The sequence below is a fragment of the Pseudomonas sp. B22(2017) genome (assembly GCF_002113105.1).
In the GTDB taxonomy this organism is placed as follows: domain Bacteria; phylum Pseudomonadota; class Gammaproteobacteria; order Pseudomonadales; family Pseudomonadaceae; genus Aquipseudomonas; species Aquipseudomonas asiatica.
Genome location: NZ_NEJN01000001.1, coordinates 489395 through 505374 on the forward strand (window position 1 = coordinate 489395; position 15980 = coordinate 505374).

Genomic DNA, 15980 nt, shown 5'->3' on the forward strand with positions numbered 1-15980 from the left:
GCGCAACGGAATCACGACGCCTTGCGTGTCTTCTTCGCCGGCTTCTTGCCACCGAGGCTGCGCTTGAGCAGTTCGGTGAGGTCGAGGATGTCTGCGCCTTTCCCTGCTTCCGTCGCCTCGCCCTTCTCCACGGTCTCGATCTTGCCCTTGCTGGCCTTTTCTTCCACCAGGTCCATGATGGTCTGGCGGAAGGCATCGTGGTAATCCGCAGGCTTCCACTGCCCGCTCATGTCCTCGACCAACCGCTTGGCCATGTCCAGTTCGCGCTTGTCCACCTTGGCCTCGGTGACGCTGCTGTCCAGCTCCAGCGTTTCCAGCCCACGCACTTCTTCAGGCCAGCGCAAGGTGATCATCACCAGCGCATCATCCAGCGGCCGCAACAACGCCAGGTGCTGGCGGGTGTGCAGCACTACCGTGGCCAGCGCCACCTTGCCGGTCTTCGCCAGGGTTTCGCGCAGCAAGGCGTATACCTTGCCGCCACGGCGGTCGGGGGTAAGGTAATACGGCGTGTCGAAGTGCTGCAGCGGGATCTCGCCAGCCTCCACGAAGGAGAAGATATCGATCGTCTGGGTCGCCTCGGGCCGGGCCTTGCGGATTTCCTCCTCGCTGATCACCACATAGCGGCCCTTCTCGAACTCGACGCCCTTGACGATGTTGTCCTTGTCGATTTCCTTGCCAGTGACCTTGTTCACCCGCTTGTAGCCGACCGGCTCCATGCTGCGCTTGTCGAGCCAATCGAAATCGACCCGCTCGGTGCGCACCGCGGTATTGAGGGCCACGGGAATATGCACGAGGCCGAAACTGATGGCGCCTTTCCAGATTGCCCTAGCCATTGAAGGTGCTCCCAGGGTTGCCTGCCAATACCTGAATCGACTGCAACCGGCGGCGAAGGTTTAGCCGCCCCGCCCTACGGCAACGGGTTGCCGCCGGTCACGCCGAACACCTCGCCGGTGATGTAGCTGGACTCCTGGCTGGCCAGCAACACATACACCGGCGCACACTCGGCGGGTTGCCCCGGTCGCTTCATCGGCGTTTGTGCGCCGAACTCGGGGATTTTCTCCGGCGGTTGGCCGCCACTGGGTTGCAACACGGTCCAGATGGGCCCCGGGGCCACGGCATTGACCCTGATGCCGCGCTCGATCACCTGCTTGGCCAAGGCCTTGGTGAAGGCGACGATCGCGGCCTTGGTGGTGGCATAGTCGAGCAAGGTGGCCGAAGGCTGGTAGGACTGGATCGAGGCGGTATTGATGATGGTCGCCCCCGCCGGCATCAGCGGCACGGCCGCCTGGCACAGCCAGAACAGCGCGTAGACGTTGGTTTTCAGGGTGTGGTCGAACTGCTCGTGGCTGATCTGGCTGATGTCCTTGCGCGCCTCCTGCTTGCCGGCGACGTTGACCAGGATGTCCAGCCCGCCAAGTTGCTCGTGGGCCTGGTCGACCAGCTCCTTGCAGAACTGCTCATCCTTCAGGTCACCGGCAATTGCCACCACCTTGCGGCCTTCGGCTTCAATCAGCTTGATGACTTCGCGGGCATCGGGTTGCTCGATGGGCATGTAGTTGAGGGCAATGTCGGCACCCTCACGGGCAAAGGCGATGGCCACTGCACGGCCGATGCCCGAATCCGCACCGGTGATCAGCGCCTTGCGCCCTGCCAGGCGGCCAAAACCCTTGTAGGTGGTTTCGCCGTGGTCTGGCTCGGGCTGCATGTTGGCATCCAGCCCCGGTGCTGGTTGGCCTTGGGCCGGGAATGGTGGATGCGGGTACTGGGTCAGCGGGTTCTGCATGCTGAACTGGTCGTGGGGTTTGTTAGGCATGGGGGCCTCTCCTCTGGTGTACCGGTGTTGGCCCATTCGCGGGCTTGCCCGCGAAGGCCGTCCTACCGTTTTCGAGGAGAGCCTTCATCGATGGTTTTTTTCGACTGGCCCAAACACCGACCAGCGGTCACACCGGGCTAAACAGCACCCGCCTGAAGGCCTCGGCAGCCAGGTGCACCTGTACCGCCCAGTCCTGCGCCGCATCACTGCCGGCATCATCGGAAATGTACTTCAGGCACACGAACGGGATGCCTTCGCTGCGTGCGATCAGCGCCAGCACGTAGGCTTCCATGTCGACCACGTCATAGGGTGCATCGCCATGGTTGATCTCGAAGCTATCGCCACTGCCGCAGGTCTCCAGGGCCAAGCCTGGGATCTGCGCCCCATGCTCCAGCACCACCGGGATGTCCGACAAAGGTGTCTGGTAACGGGCGAAGCCCAGTGGGGTCACATCCATGTCGCGCTGCACGAAGCGGGTGCAGCACACCACCTCGCCCTTGCCATGGCGCTGGCTGCCGGCCGAGCCGAGGTTGACGATCAGCCTGGGCCGGCGCGCGGCAATGGCCTTGGTCAGGGCGATGGCGGCATTGACCTTGCCGATGCCGGTAAACACGGTATTGACGTCAGCGAATACATCGCCGGCCTCGGCTTCGAGGGCGAAGACAAACAACGTGTCGTCCAGGGAAATGTCGGGGAATTGCTTGATCAGCATCATGGCGCAGGTGGTTCCGGGTGGCTGCGAAAGGCGCGGCCATTTTCGGTCAACCCCGGCTAATTGCAAGCCCCGGCGGCCACCACGGCTCGTAATGCCTGCGCCCTGCCCAAGCCTGCAGCGCTGGCCTGGGCCAGGCATTGCAGCTGCTGGTCGGCATGGGTGCCATCGCGCAGCAGGCGTTGTGCATGCAGGAAGGCGCGTTCGGCGTCTACAGTGTCGATCGGCAACTGTTCCTGCAACTGGGCCAACCAACCTGCGGCCGTGACCGGCTGCTGCTCATGCAGGCCAATGAACTCGCCCTGGCGCCCATGGCGCATGGCGCGCCAGTAGTTTTCCTGGGTGATCCAGCGCTGCTCGCGGTTGCAGGCGGACGAGTCGTGCCGGTACACGATGCTGTGCTCGACCAGGTGACGAAATAGCGCGGCGATGCACAGCGCGTCCTCCAGCCGCGGGCAGCCATCGCAGATGCGCAGTTCGACCGTCGGGAAGCGCCGTGAAGGCCGGATCGCCCACCAGAAGTCGCCATCCGCGGCCAACGACCCTGTGCGTTGCAGCAATGCACGGTAGCGCTCGTAGGCTGCCCAGTCCGGCAAAGGCTCGGGCAAACCCATGTGCGGCCACTCCCCGCAAATTACCCGCCGGTAGCTCATGTAGCCGGTGCACTGGCCTGCCCACAGCGGGGATGACGTGCTCAGCACCAGCAACAGAGGCAGCCAGCCCAGTACACGGTTGATCAATTGGATGCGGTCGCAACCTGGCGGTACGCCCACGTGAACATGCAGGCCGTTAAGCAGGCTACGCCGCGCCACATGCCGGTAGTCAGCGAACAGTTGCTGGTAATGCGCAGGGGTAGCAGGTTTCTGACGCAGCCAGGCGGCATTGGGGTGGCTTGCCGCGCCGTACAGGCCCATGCCCTCTTCGGCCAGCGCTGTGTTCAGCCGCTGGCGGCTGTGCAGGAAGAACTCGCGTGCCTCGAACAGGTTGGCGAACACCGGCGAGGCCACTTCGATCTGGCTGCGGAACATTTCCTGGGCAAAATGCTGGCCCAGCGCCTTGCGACAACGCCCGAGCACGGCTGGCGAAGGTGTGGCTGGCACCTGCCCCGTGTCCAGGTTCACCAGCAGGTATTCTTCCTCGATGCCGAACGTGCAGGGTCGGGCCATGCTGCCTCAGCTGTTGCGGGTGACTGTGAGCACCACCGCGGCGATGCGCTCGACCTGCTCGTAACCGGGTTCGTTCAGTTGCTCGCCAAACACGTCCGGGTCGATTTCCCGATATACCCAGGACCATTCCGGGCCCGCCAGGCGCAGGCGAATGGCTTCGAGCAAGGCATCACGGCCTTCGACTATCGCCACGCCGGTATACAACAATAGCGAGCCCCCCGAGCCGAGCCGCTCGCAAGCTTGCTCGACGATACGCAGCGAAAGCTGCGCGCCGAGCGAACCACCGCCATGCCGATAGGTACGTTGGCAGGCATCCAGCATGTACGGCGGGTTGGCAACGATTAGGTCGAACAGCCCGGTAATGCCGTCGAGCAGGTCACTGGGTTCCACGGAAACATTGCTCAAGCCCGCCAATGCCGCGTTGATCGCGGTGTAACGCAGCGCGAGCGGGTTGATATCCACGGCGCTGACATGGGCATGGGGCGCCGCGCGGGCGATCAGCAAGGCGCCGACACCCGTGCCGCACCCGATATCCACGGCATGCTCGACACGCTTGGGGGTGCGTTGCAGGTGATCGTGAATCACTTGGGCGAAACGGTAACTGTCGGGGCCGAAAAACACTGCGTCGGTTTCCTCGGTGGGGTAAGCAGAGTGCAGCAGCAGCAGGTCGTCGATCGTGGACCAGCGCACGGTGCTGATCAGCAGTTCTCCGTGCTGCTTGAGCACCTGAGCCCGCCGCATCTGGTCCAGCTCATCGGCAGAAACCAATGATGAACGGAACGGGCGGTTCCAGCCGAACACATCGCGCACTGTCCTGGCTTGCCCGGCTTCCGGGCGCGCATTCACGCGAGCATGGGTTGCCGGGGTGACGCAGGTGAAGCGGTAGCCGTCGGCGCGCAGGCGCCTGCCCAATTGCAGCATTGCCTGGTCAGCCTGGATTTGTTGTGGATCGAGCAGCATCAGCGGGTTACCTCCTGATTCAGGCCGGTAGCACGCAAGTAGCGCCGGGTGGCCAGCAACCCTTCCGGTGTCGCATGACGGTTACCGAACATCGTGTCGATCAACGTCTGGATATCGGCGTCCGGGGCAGGAGTCGTGAGCGTATCATCCGATTCCACCTGCACCTCCCAGCTGCCAGGCAGCACGCGACGCCCGCGGGCTTGCAAGCCTGCAGCGATCCAGTCGTGCCATAGCTGTTTTTCATACGCCGTGAACACGCCATACATCGGTGCCGAGGGGCCATCGATGAGTCCCCACCAGCGGCTGTTGGCGGGAGCTTCACCACGGCGGATCCAGCCCTGTGCCTGCAACGCTTGCAGAAACGCGGGCATGGCACCGGGCTCGGCCAGCCATTGGTTGACGGTGCGTTTTTGCAAGCGGCAATGGTCGGAATGCATGAATTGGCCAAAATTGCGCTTGCGCTCCAGTGCCGAAAGCAGCTCGGATTCAAGAAAGAAGCTGCTGATCAGGCTGGGTGTATCAAGCCCCAGGTCATTCAAGCGGTACCCGCTGCGCACCCGCTGGTAAAACTGGCCAGCGTCGTCGACCGGGCAGAATTGGCGTAGCGCCTGGATGGACAGATGCGCATGCCCGCTGGCCGCGTTATCGATGGTCACATGAAGCTGGAAATAATGGCCATCAATGCCCACTTCCGCCAGTTCGTAAGTGGTAATCAGCAAATGCAACGGTGGTTGTTCATAGCCCAGGTTGTAGCCGATCAGCTCGGGAAGAAAATCATCGCCATGGCGCCCCAATGCCAACTGCAAGGCACCTTGCAGGTAACGCTGGTCGTCCAGTTCAGTCAGGCCCAGGCAACCCAGCCGGCTCAACAGCCGTTGGTAGATCAGCACATGGTTGCAGCGCGGATCGCCGCCGCCCAGTTCTTCCATGTAGGTGCGAATCAGGCCGTGATAGCGCGGATCGCCCCAGTGGCGCAAGGTGCTGTGCAGCCATGCCCCGTCCACTGCCTTGGTGGGTGCCACTTGTTGCAGGAACCACAACGCCTGGGCACGGTTGGCAAAGTAGCGCCGAGGTGCACCTTGGCGGCGTTGTTCGAGGTAACTGGCATATGCTTCGGCCACCTGGCTTGCATGGCCAGCGCTCCAGGCTTCCAGCTGAGCAGGATCGGCAGGCAGGTCATCCGGCAAACGCTGCGCGCGTGCCAATTGTTCGCTCAGCCAGGCTGCGCTCGTGGTGTCGTGGCTCACGAGCAGCTTGTGGTAACGCTCCTTCAGGCTTGGCCCATTTGCCGAAGCCGGTATCACCGCGCTGGTCTTGCGGGTCATTACCGTCATGCCGTAGTCCTTGTCCGCGTTTTATTGGCTGGGTTTCTGCCCGGGCATCGGTTCAGGGGCCGGCGCCGGCTGGGTAGCGGGTTTGTCGCCGGGTTGCTGCATCTGCAGTGAAGGTTTGCTTTGGTCGGCATCCTTTGCCGGGTGGTCGTCATCCCGGTCGAAACAACCACCCAGCAAGCCAAGCGTGCCCACCAGCGCTATCAGAGGGATCAATCGCATGGGGTTCTCCTCATGTGCAGAATCGCAGTGCCCGATCACCCGGGCACTGCGTAGCCTCACTTACGAACGGCCGCCCTTGCGGCCCGATTCGCTGGTACGGCCACCACCGGATTGCTGGCCGCCCTTGCGCCCAGCTTCGGAGGCTTTTTCGCGGTCATTGGCAAAGTTGCCCGGGTTCTTGTTGCCACCCTGGCTGCCTTGCTGGTTGCCGGTGCGGCTGTTCTCTTTGTTGGCCATGGTCTTAAACCTCGTATGACTTCGGAATGCACGGCATTACCCGCCGTACACCTGTTGGGAGTTCGGTCATTTCGGTGGATTCGGTTTAATGCGAAGCGTTCTGACCAGCGGCATTAAATAAGCGGCACCCGCATATTTGGCGCGCTTGTCAGTCGCGCGATGCGCTTTCCAGGCGGGCCTGTCGCCTTCCCAGCACCCCGCCGGTCAGCGCCCAGCCCAAGGCAATCAGCGTACCGATCAACATCGCCAGTTGCGGGTACTCGCCCATCACGTCCAGCGCCCGTTTGAGCCAACCACTCAAGGCATCGCCACCGCGGTAGACCACGGTGTCGATGAAGTTCTTGGCCTTGTACTTGTCCTCGACGGGCAGCACGGTAAACAGCATCTCCCGCCCCGGCCGCACCAGCGCGTACTCACCGGCCCGACGCACCACCATCACCACCACGAACACGGCGAACACCGGGGCCAGTGCCAGCCACAGGAAGCCCGCAGCCATCACCAGCGGCACCGCCACCAGCAGCACGCCCACCCCCAGCCGGCGGGCCAGGCGACCGGTGAGGAACACCTGGGTGAGGATGGCCAGGGCCTGTACCACGCTGTCGATCAGGCCGAACACCTGGGTTTGCCGGGTACGGTCGGTGAAGGTTTCGCTGACGATGCGTGCCTGCTCGAAATACAGGAAGGTGCTGACACTGGCGAGCAACACCACGAACAGGGCAATGCCCAACAGATAGGGCGAGCGCAGTACGGCAGTGGCACCGGCAAACGGGTTGCCGCCCAGTGGCCGGGAATCCGCCCGCTCGGCTTGCGCCGGTAGAGGGTTGAGCTTTCGCCAGCGTTGCAAGTACAACGTAGCGCCAATGCTGCCCAGAAGAAGCGCTGCGGCCAGCACCAGCAAGCCGGCATGGCCCAGCGGCGCTACCAGCAGCGTGCCCAGGATGGGGCCGCTGAGCCCACCCAGGCTGGCCCCGGCCGCCAGCAGGCCGAACAGGCGCTTGCCTTGTGCGGTGGAAAACAGGTCGGCGAGCAAGCTCCAGGCCAGCGAGATGCTCAGCAGGTTGAACACCGACAACCAGATGTAGAAGGCCCGCGCCGCCCATGAAGCTTCCGGATTGCGGGCGAACAGCACGGCGAACAGCAGCAGGTTGCTGGCGAAAAAGCCGTAGGTCCAGGGCAGGATGTACCGGCGCTGCACCTTGGAGGCCAGCCAGCCAAACAGCGGCAGGCACGCCAGGGTGGCGATGAAGGTGCCGGTGAACAGCCATTGCAGGTTGTCCACGCCACCGGCGACGCCCATGGTTTCGCGCACCGGGCGCAGCATGAAATAGCCAGTGAACAACAGGTAGAACAGCAGCAAACCGGCGATCACCGCTGGCCCTTCGCCGGGCTGGATGTTCAGCCCCTGGTCCAGGCGCCGCCGCCAGGCTGCCATGGTGTCAGGCAAACTGCTTGATCAGCGCCTGTTGCTGCGCCTGGGTCAGCAACGGCCCGTGCCCGGCCTTGAGCTGGTCAAGTTGGCGCTCGGGCCGGCTGGTCGCGGGGATGACCGTGGTCACCGCCGGGTGACTGATGGCGAACTTGAGAAACAGCTGCGCCCAGCTGCCGACACCCGCCTCTGCGGCCCAGCCGGGCAAGGCTTGGTCCTTCACCCGGGCGAACAGGCGGCCATCGTCGAACGCCCGGTTGACCAGCACGGCGACGCCCTTGTCCTGGCACAGCGGCAGCAGTTCGCGGGCGGCGTCGGGGGCATTGACCGAGTAGTTGATCTGGATGAAATCCAGCGGCTCGCTGCGCACGATGCGGGCTACCTCGTCCTGGCCACTGTTCAGGTAATGGGTGATGCCGACATAGCGGGTCTTGCCCTGCTGCTTCAATTCGCGGGCATAAGGCAGCTGGGTCTGCCAGTCGCGCAGGTTGTGGATCTGCAGCAAGTCGACCTTGTCGGTGCGCAGGCTCGCGAGGCTGCCGGCCCATTGCGCTTCGGCGTCTGCCCGGCTGTCGGCGGCGATCTTGGTGGCAATGAAGCATTGCCGGTGCCAGCCGCCCTCTTCCAGCAGCTGGCCGAGAATGCTGTCGGCGCCGCCGTAGTTGGGCGAGGTGTCGATAACCCGGCCACCGCCTTCGAAGAACGCCTGCAGTACAACTTTCAGCTGCTGGTACTGGGCGGAACCGGCTTGCACTTCGAAACTGCCGGAGGTACCGGCGCCGATCACCGGCAGCGCTTCACCGGTGCTCGGCACTTGGCGGGTCAGCAAACCCGCCGGGGCAGCGGCGTGCAACCAGGGGCTGGCGGCCAGCAAGCCCAAGGTGGCACCCGCACGTAGGACATCACGACGTGCGTACATGGAAAAGCTCCCGTCATGAAGCGGAAACTTTCAAGGCTAGCCGCTGCCCCCGGCTGCGTCCGGTGTTTCTGTATCTGGATGTTTAGCGATCAGGCTTGCAGCAACAGGCTCAGGTCGACACCCGTCTCGCTCATCGGCGGACACCAGTAGTATCCACCGGTCAGTGGCCGGCTGAAGCGGTACAGGCCGTCGATGATGCCGTCCTCCAGGCCGCTCATGCGCCGCAGCTGCACCTCGAACGCATCGAAGCTGTGGCCCAGGGCCACGAAGGCCAGGCCTGCGCCCCGTTGGTCTGCCCAGGCCACCGAACGACGGACCATGAACGCTTCTGGTTCGAAACTTTCCTGGGCCGTGCGCTTGACGTGGGCGGACTCGGGGGCGTCGTCGAGCTCTTCGTTGTCGCTAAGGCGCCGGCCGATGATGTTGTCCTGGTCAGCCTGGGGCAGCGACTTGAAGTATTCCAGGTCGTGCTTCCACAGCTGGAACGCGGCAAAGCTGGAGCCATCGGCGCCAATTGCCGCCTGCACGGCCTCTTCGTCCACCGGGTTTTCGGTGCCGTCCTCATAGCCGGTCAGGTCATGGCCGCCACGGTGCAGGAAGCCATCGACGCTGTCGGCCAGGCGCAGGGCCGGAGCCAATGCCAGCTCAAGGGCCTGGGCCCGCAGCAGCAGGTCACCGCGCTCGTCGCCACGCAGCCACAGCCACAGGGCGTGTTGGGTGCTGGGGTTCTCCACGGCAGCATCCAGCTGAGGGAAGGCGCGCAAGCCAGGTACGTCACGGCCCAGGGCCTTGGCCAGCGGGGCGCCGACACCCAGGATCAACTGTTCGCCATCGACCTGCGGCAGCAAGGCATCCAGGGCGGCAGGCAGGGCCTCGGGCGACTGCAGGGAGAAGAACAGGTGACGGGCGTGGGCCGGCACCGGGGTGGCAAGCAGACCTTGCTGGAACGGCATGACAGGCTAATCCTCGGTAAAAACAGGAATGCTACTGCGCCTGCAGGCCTGCTGCAACGCGGCATACAGCCTCGCTGGGCGCTGCGCTCGGTAACAAACGGTTACCAAGGGCTGGCGTTTTGCGATTAGCTATCAATCAGGGCCGACCTACACTCCACCGGGTCCTTCGCCCGAGAGACCGCCCATGACCGCCTCACCTTTGCTCACCGCTTTTCTACCGCTGGCCCTGGGCATCATCATGCTCGGTCTCGGGTTATCGCTGACGCTGGCCGACTTTGCCCGCGTAGTGAAGTACCCCAAGCCGGTGGTGGTAGGCCTGGTTTGCCAGATCCTGCTGCTGCCGCTGGTGTGCTTCCTGATCGCCAGCGGGTTTGGCCTGGAGTCGGCGCTGGCGGTGGGGCTGATGCTGCTGGCCGCCTCGCCGGGCGGCACCACGGCCAACCTGTTCAGCCACCTGGCCCATGGCGATGTGGCATTGAATATCACCCTGACGGCAGTCAACTCGCTGATCGCGATCCTGACCATGCCACTGCTGGTGAACCTGTCGCTGAGCTGGTTCATGGCATCGGACCAGGCCATACCGCTGCAGTTTGCCAAGGTGATGCAGGTGTTTGCCATCGTCCTGCTGCCGGTGGCGCTGGGCATGCTGGTTCGCCGCTTTGCACCCGCCTTCGCCGCGCGCATGGAGAAGCCGATGAAGCTGGTGGCTGCGTTGTTCCTGGCGTTCACCATCGTCCTGGCGCTGGCCAAGGACTGGCAGACCGTGGTTGCCTACGCACCGGTGGTGGGCCTGGCCGCGCTGCTGTTCAACCTGCTGAGCCTGGGCGTGGGCTACTGGGTACCGCGCCTGCTGAACATTCCCAAGCGCCAGGCGATTGCGATCGGCATGGAGATCGGCATCCATAACGGCACCTTGGCGATTGCCCTGGCATTGAGCCCTTCGCTGCTGAACAACGCCACCATGGCAGTGCCGGCGGCGCTGTACAGCCTGATCATGTTCTTCACCGCGGCGGCGTTTGGCTGGTGGGTGAGCCGCGGGCATGTGGCGGCGCAGCCCAAGGGTGAAACAGTGAATTGAGGGCCTTTCCACGTACCCTGTGGGAGCGGGTTTACCCGCGAAGAATCCAACTCGGTGCATGGCACCGGCTGCGCCGGTGTTCGCGGCTGAAGCCGCTCCCACAGTGTCCCTGCTTACTCAATGAGTCATGTGCAGTTGCATCATCGTGGGCTGCTCTGCCAGTCCCTGTCACAACTGGCTGCGCTTGTGCCGCAACTCCTGCTTCAGCACCTTCAACGGCGGTGCATAGAAGAACCCGAACGACACACTCCCCGTTCTCCCTTTCACCGCATGATGCAACCGGTGTGCGCGGTGCAGGCGCTTGAGGTAGCGGTTGACCGGCCGTGGCTTGCGTGGCCAATGCCGATGAAAGAACCCGTCGTGGGCCACGACATACAGCACGCCGTACCCCGCCACGCCGCCACCCACCCACTGCAAGGGCGCAAAACCACCCTTGCCCAGGGCCACCAGCAGCGTGGCGATCAGCCCTAGGGCCACCAGGTACAGGTCATTGGTTTCGAGCATGCCCAGTTGCGGCTCATGGTGCGAGCGGTGCAGCCACCAGCCCCAGCCATGCATGATGTACTTGTGAGCCAGCGTGCCAACGCCCTCCATGGCCACCAGGGTGCCGAACAGTACGGCGAGATTGAACAGCATGGAACGGTCCGGGGGATGGCAAGGGAAGGCGCAAGGGTACCGATTGCCCGCGTTTTTTTCCATGCAGGCGTGACCGGTTGCGGGCACTTGCGGATGAAGCCATTGTCATGTTTTTGCCCTTGACCTGGCATGCCACGGGGCGTAACGTCCGCGGCGCAATTTTGCATCCCTGAACAGGAGACCTGCATTGGACAGTAGCCCCAGTCGCATGCGACAGGCCCACGTGGCGCGCTAGTCCGGCAGTGTCCTGCACTGTCTGGCCGGCCTGGCAAGACGGTGGTTTCTTGTAATCCCCCTCTTCTTCCTCCCCCTTCGTGGTCCTGCGCATTTTCTGGTTTTTCAACCGCGCCAGCTGATGGCGTTCTTGCGGGCGTGTGCCCGTGGAAGAGGTTTGCTATGGATTGGAAAGTATTTCTGCTGCGTGTCAGCATCGCCCTGCTGCTGGGGGCGCTGATCGGTGCCGAACGTCAACTGCGCCAGCGCCTGACCGGGCTGCGCACCAATGCACTGGTCAGCACCGGTGCTTGCCTGTTCGTGCTGATGACCCAGGCGGTGCCGGGCATGGCGCCCACCGATGCGTCGCGTATCGCCGCGTACGTGGTATCGGGCATCGGTTTTCTGGGTGGCGGCGTGATCATGCGTGACGGGTTCAACGTGCGTGGCCTGAACACTGCCGCCACGCTGAGGTGCACGGCCGCAGTCGGCGTGCTGTGCAGCCTCGGGCTGCTGCTGGAAGCGACGCTGGGTAGCCTGGTGGTGCTGTGTGCCAACATCCTGTTGCGCGACATTGCCCAGCGCCTGGACCGCCAGGAAGTGGTGCCGGCCAGCGAGGTAGAGCAGCACTTCGAGGTGCGCATCGTCTGCCGCGCCGAGGACGAGATCCAGGTCCGCAGCCTGATGTTGCACAGCCTGGGCGACCCGCAGCTGCGCCTGCAGTCACTGCACAGCGAAGACCTGGCGAACCCCGCACGCCTGGAAGTACGCGCCGAACTGCTCGGCACCGCGCAGGCGCCAGCGCAACTGGAACGGTTGGTCAGCCGGGTGAGCCTGGAGAAAGGTGTAAGCTCGGTGCGCTGGCAATTGCAGCCGCAGGTGCTGGCGGCAGACTAGAACGAAAGGACTTCTTCATGCGCATTCGCCCTACCCTCGTGCAAGACATTCAATGGCTCCCGGGCGTCGAACGTTCGGCTGCCCAGGCCTTTGCCGCCCGGCCGGCGCTGGCATGGCTGGCGCAAGGAGATGTGATGGACTGCGGCGCCCATCAGGCATTTGTCGAAGCTGGCGGGAGCTGGGTGGCCGAGGGGCCAGATGGGCGCATTCTGGGGTTTGCCTGTGCCCGGTTCGTGGATCAGGCGCTGCATCTTCATGAAATTTCGGTGCGCCGGGAGGCCCAGGGGCAAGGTGTCGGGCGCAAGCTGTTGCAGCAGGTGGTCGATGCGGCGCGCCATGCGGGGGCGCGGGAGCTGACCTTGACCACCTTTGCCGATGTGCCATGGAATGCGCCGTTCTATGCGCGGTTAGGGTTCGAGGTGATCGATGAGGGGCTGCTGGATGCACGCTTGCAGCAGATTCTGGCCGACGAGCGTGCCCATGGGCTTGCGGGCCGTTGTGCGATGCGCCTTGGCGTGGATCACTAGACTCCGGGGCCGCTTTGCAGCCCATCGCCGGCAAGCCAGCTCTCATAGAACAATACATGACTCATTGGTTCGGCGAGGCTCTGTAGGAGCAGCCTTGTGCTGCGAAGAGGCCAGTACTGACAAAGCCTGTCTATTGCTTGTACCGGCCTCTTCGCAGCACAAGGCTGCTCCTACAAAGGACGCGTCAGACGAGCGATATTTGTTCTCTGCGCTACAGCGCAGCCCAAAAGGGATGGGCAATCTCCCACAGGTAATGTGCATCTCTTTGGCACTGCGCGGTCCCTGTGGGAGCTGGCTTGCCGGCGATGGGGCCGGTACAGGCAACCAAGGGCCTTTATTCATCTACGCCCACCACTGCACGTTCTGCCAGGCAATACCCGTCCCGACCCCGGCGCTTGGCCTGGTACAGCGCCGCATCCGCTGCCGCCATAAGGCGCTCGGCCGTCACCCCCTCCCGCGCCAGGTCACCCACCGCAATCCCCGCACTGCACGACACCCGCCCCAGTGGGCTACCTGCATGCTCCAGCATCTGACGCCGCAACAGCTGTTGCACTTCCTGCACCAGCAGCTCCGCCCCGCGGGCATCGGTATCGGGGAGCAGCAGTGTGAACTCCTCGCCCCCATAGCGCACAGCCAGGTCGGCCGGCCGCTTCAGTGCCTGCTGCAGCACCTCGGCAAAGCGCCGCAGGCACTGGTCGCCCGCTGGGTGCCCGTAACGGTCGTTGTAGGCCTTGAAGTAATCCAGGTCGAGCATCACCAGCGCCAGCGAGTAGCCCTGGCGTCGTGCCCGACGCAGCTCCGGCTCGAACACTGCGTCCAGCCGCCTGCGGTTACCCAGGCCGGTCAGGCTGTCGGTCAGTGCCAGGGCCTTGAGGGTCTGGTGTGCCTGGTGCAGCGCCCGCTCGATGACAATACGCTCTCGTAACTGGCGCAACACCACACCACCAAACGCTGCCAGCCCCACCAGCAACAGCAGCAACACTGCCACCGACTTGATCGCATCGTGCCGCCAGGGCGCGACGATCGATTCCCGCGACAAGCCGGCCTCCACCACCAACGGGTAGCTGGCCAGCGCGCGATAGCCATACAGCCGTGGCGTACCGTCCACCACGGCCACCGCCTCGGCCACCCCTTCGCTTGCATGCGGCAGGTGCTTGCGGAAGATCTCGCTGCTGCTAAGGCTGCGGCCAATCACCTGTTCGACGAACGGCCGCCGTACCAGGATAGTGCCGTCGCGCTTGGCCACTACCAGCGCGCCGCGTTCGTCGATCTTGAAGTCGCCGTAGTAGCGTACGAACCAGTCCACCTTGATGGTGCCTAGCAACACCCCGGCGAAGCTGCCATCGGCATATTGCAGGCGCCGTGAAATGGGGATGATCAGGTCGCCAGTAGAACGGCTGCGCACCACCGAGCCGATGTGGACCCTGCGGTCGGTATGCTCGCGGTGGTAGATGAAGTAGTCGCGGTCGGCATTGTTGGCATTGGGTGGGACTACCGCCTGGTCGGTAACGATCCAGCTGCCATCCGGGCCATACACGAACAACCCGTGCAACTGCGGCATGATGCTTTTCTGCTGGACCAGCAAGGTATGCAGGCGCGGCCGGTCGATGTGCTCGAAGCCGTCGCCTTCCAGGCGCTCGGCCAGCGCCGCGGTAATTGCGTCGACCTGGCGGATGGCATCTTCGGCATGCTGCGCCGTGGCCCGGGCCAGGTTGGAGACCATGTTCTCGGCATTGGTGAAGGCGTGCCGGTAGTCGCGCCAGATGCGCCAACCTTCCACCACGACGAAGGCGAGCATCACCACCAGCATGAACGCGAGTACCAGGCGGAACAGCGCCACGGCCCGGCCCTCGCCGGTTATCGCGAAGAGCCCGTCCTCATCCTGCTTCCTGGCTGCGCACATTGAAATCCCTAGCCTTACCGCGTTCGCCGCGTTTCACTATAGTTCAGCACCATCTGGGCGCAGCCGGCCAGGAAAAAGATTAAACCTTTGCTCCCCATTCACCCTCAACCGTACGCGACACTGAGGTCGCGCCACGGTTTAAGGAGTGAAGCATGAGCAGTCTCTTCATCAAGCGTGTCGGTTTTTCCATGGTGTTGGGCTTGGCATCGGTGCAGGCAATGGCGGCGAGTTCCGATGACTTCGTTGAAGCGGCCACCGAGGCCGGTATTGCCGAAGTGGTCACCGGCAAGCTGGCTCTGGAAAAAACTCAGAATGCCGAAATCAAGACCTTTGCCCAGCAGATGGTCAGCGACCACACCAAGGCCAATCAGAAACTCGGCGACATCGCTCGCAAGCTCGACATCTCCGTACCCGATGAGGCGGCAATAACCGACAAGGTCAAGAAAATGATCCTGGAATGGCGAGAGGAGTCGTTTGACAAGTCTTACGTCAACAACCAGGTCGACGCTCACGAAAAGGCGGTGGAGTTGTTCAAGAAGGAAGCTGCATCGTCCGACAAGGCTGAATTGAAGGCCTTTGCCAGCGAAACCCTGCCCAAGCTCGAACAGCATCTGGAGCATGCCAAGGCGCTTCAGGCCAAACACGGCAAGTGAGGCCCGCCATGAGTAACGATGCATTGAAAGCCGAAGTGCTGACTCGCCTGTTGCACGCTCACCCCCAAGGGTTGGGCAAGGAAGTGCTGGACAACTACCGGGGCGAGAAAGCCGTGGCCGGCATGCTCAAGACGCTGCAGGAGGCCGGTTTGATCCAGGATGGCAGCGTGGCGGTGAGCAGCGACCACCAGATCAGCGTGAACTACCCCATCAAGCTATCGGCGGCAGGTGTGGAGGCAGCCAGACAAGCCGAAGGCTGAGCGCGCCCTCCCGCCCAACCTTGTCGCACAGGGAACAAGGTTCGAGCGCATGCACATTCCTTGTGGGAGCGGGC

At 63.5% G+C, this 15980-nt stretch carries 17 protein-coding genes and 1 pseudogene; 5 read left to right on the forward strand and 13 right to left on the reverse strand.

Features of this window, described 5'->3' with window-relative positions; all coding sequences use genetic code 11:
* Positions 1-11: 11 nt before the first annotated feature.
* The 11 genes and pseudogenes from CAG18_RS02545 to CAG18_RS02595 all read right to left on the reverse strand — a co-directional run bounded on the left by CAG18_RS02545 (position 12) and on the right by CAG18_RS02595 (position 9739).
* Complete coding sequence (locus CAG18_RS02545; RefSeq protein ID WP_015270347.1) at positions 12-833, reverse strand: Ku protein; 822 nt, start codon at positions 831-833, stop codon at positions 12-14.
* 74 nt (positions 834-907) lie between these two features.
* Positions 908-1813, reverse strand: a complete 906-nt coding sequence (locus CAG18_RS02550) for an SDR family oxidoreductase (protein ID WP_013972638.1) — start codon at positions 1811-1813, stop codon at positions 908-910.
* 127 nt (positions 1814-1940) lie between these two features.
* Positions 1941-2528 (reverse strand): nucleoside phosphorylase-like protein, encoded by a 588-nt coding sequence (locus CAG18_RS02555; RefSeq protein WP_015270348.1) that lies wholly within the window; start codon positions 2526-2528, stop codon positions 1941-1943.
* Between the two features lie 56 nt (positions 2529-2584).
* On the reverse strand, positions 2585-3691 hold the full coding sequence (locus CAG18_RS02560) for a carboxylate-amine ligase (protein ID WP_085720185.1): 1107 nt from the start codon (positions 3689-3691) through the stop codon (positions 2585-2587).
* 6 nt (positions 3692-3697) lie between these two features.
* Positions 3698-4651, reverse strand: a complete 954-nt coding sequence (locus CAG18_RS02565) for a class I SAM-dependent methyltransferase (protein ID WP_085720187.1) — start codon at positions 4649-4651, stop codon at positions 3698-3700.
* Complete coding sequence (locus CAG18_RS02570; RefSeq protein WP_085720190.1) at positions 4651-5985, reverse strand: iron-containing redox enzyme family protein; 1335 nt, start codon at positions 5983-5985, stop codon at positions 4651-4653. Before CAG18_RS02570 ends, CAG18_RS02565 begins: the two co-directional genes overlap by 1 nt.
* Before the next feature lie 21 nt (positions 5986-6006).
* Positions 6007-6204 (reverse strand): hypothetical protein, encoded by a 198-nt coding sequence (locus CAG18_RS02575; RefSeq protein WP_061302263.1) that lies wholly within the window; start codon positions 6202-6204, stop codon positions 6007-6009.
* Positions 6205-6264: 60 nt separating this feature from the next.
* Positions 6265-6384, reverse strand: a pseudogene (locus CAG18_RS02580) (general stress protein); the annotation flags it as partial.
* A gap of 205 nt (positions 6385-6589) precedes the next feature.
* Positions 6590-7873 (reverse strand): NTP/NDP exchange transporter, encoded by a 1284-nt coding sequence (locus tag CAG18_RS02585; protein WP_085720192.1) that lies wholly within the window; start codon positions 7871-7873, stop codon positions 6590-6592.
* A gap of 4 nt (positions 7874-7877) precedes the next feature.
* Complete coding sequence (locus CAG18_RS02590) at positions 7878-8786, reverse strand: aldo/keto reductase (protein WP_054573281.1); 909 nt, start codon at positions 8784-8786, stop codon at positions 7878-7880.
* A gap of 89 nt (positions 8787-8875) precedes the next feature.
* The gene (locus CAG18_RS02595) at positions 8876-9739 is read right to left on the reverse strand and encodes a Dyp-type peroxidase (protein ID WP_013972645.1); all 864 of its coding nucleotides are present in this window, start codon (positions 9737-9739) and stop codon (positions 8876-8878) included.
* Positions 9740-9923: 184 nt separating this feature from the next.
* Here CAG18_RS02595 and CAG18_RS02600 point away from each other — a divergent pair, with 184 nt between their 5' ends.
* Positions 9924-10817: a bile acid:sodium symporter family protein gene (locus CAG18_RS02600; RefSeq protein WP_015270355.1), complete on the forward strand. Its 894-nt coding sequence runs from the start codon at positions 9924-9926 to the stop codon at positions 10815-10817.
* Positions 10818-10985: 168 nt separating this feature from the next.
* Here the strand turns inward: CAG18_RS02600 and CAG18_RS02605 are convergent, their stop codons facing one another.
* Entirely contained in the window at positions 10986-11453 is a 468-nt protein-coding gene (locus CAG18_RS02605) for a sterol desaturase family protein (RefSeq protein ID WP_085720194.1), read from the reverse strand.
* A gap of 396 nt (positions 11454-11849) precedes the next feature.
* Between CAG18_RS02605 and CAG18_RS02610 the strand changes: the two genes are divergently transcribed.
* Positions 11850-12563, forward strand: coding sequence for an MgtC/SapB family protein (locus tag CAG18_RS02610; protein WP_085720196.1), 714 nt, complete (start codon positions 11850-11852; stop codon positions 12561-12563).
* Between the two features lie 17 nt (positions 12564-12580).
* Positions 12581-13090 carry a GNAT family N-acetyltransferase gene (locus CAG18_RS02615; RefSeq protein WP_085720198.1) on the forward strand — a complete coding sequence of 170 codons (510 nt, stop codon included), beginning with the start codon at positions 12581-12583 and terminating at the stop codon, positions 13088-13090.
* 334 nt (positions 13091-13424) lie between these two features.
* On the opposite strand, the gene CAG18_RS02620 is transcribed toward CAG18_RS02615, so the two are convergent.
* Entirely contained in the window at positions 13425-14993 is a 1569-nt protein-coding gene (locus CAG18_RS02620; RefSeq protein ID WP_085720201.1) for a sensor domain-containing diguanylate cyclase, read from the reverse strand.
* Positions 14994-15145: 152 nt separating this feature from the next.
* Between CAG18_RS02620 and CAG18_RS02625 the strand changes: the two genes are divergently transcribed.
* Together CAG18_RS02625 and CAG18_RS02630 are read left to right on the forward strand one after the other, a co-directional pair.
* Complete coding sequence (locus CAG18_RS02625; protein ID WP_013972651.1) at positions 15146-15646, forward strand: DUF4142 domain-containing protein; 501 nt, start codon at positions 15146-15148, stop codon at positions 15644-15646.
* Between the two features lie 8 nt (positions 15647-15654).
* Positions 15655-15906 carry a hypothetical protein gene (locus CAG18_RS02630; RefSeq protein ID WP_015270359.1) on the forward strand — a complete coding sequence of 84 codons (252 nt, stop codon included), beginning with the start codon at positions 15655-15657 and terminating at the stop codon, positions 15904-15906.
* The last annotated feature ends 74 nt before the right edge of the window (positions 15907-15980 follow it).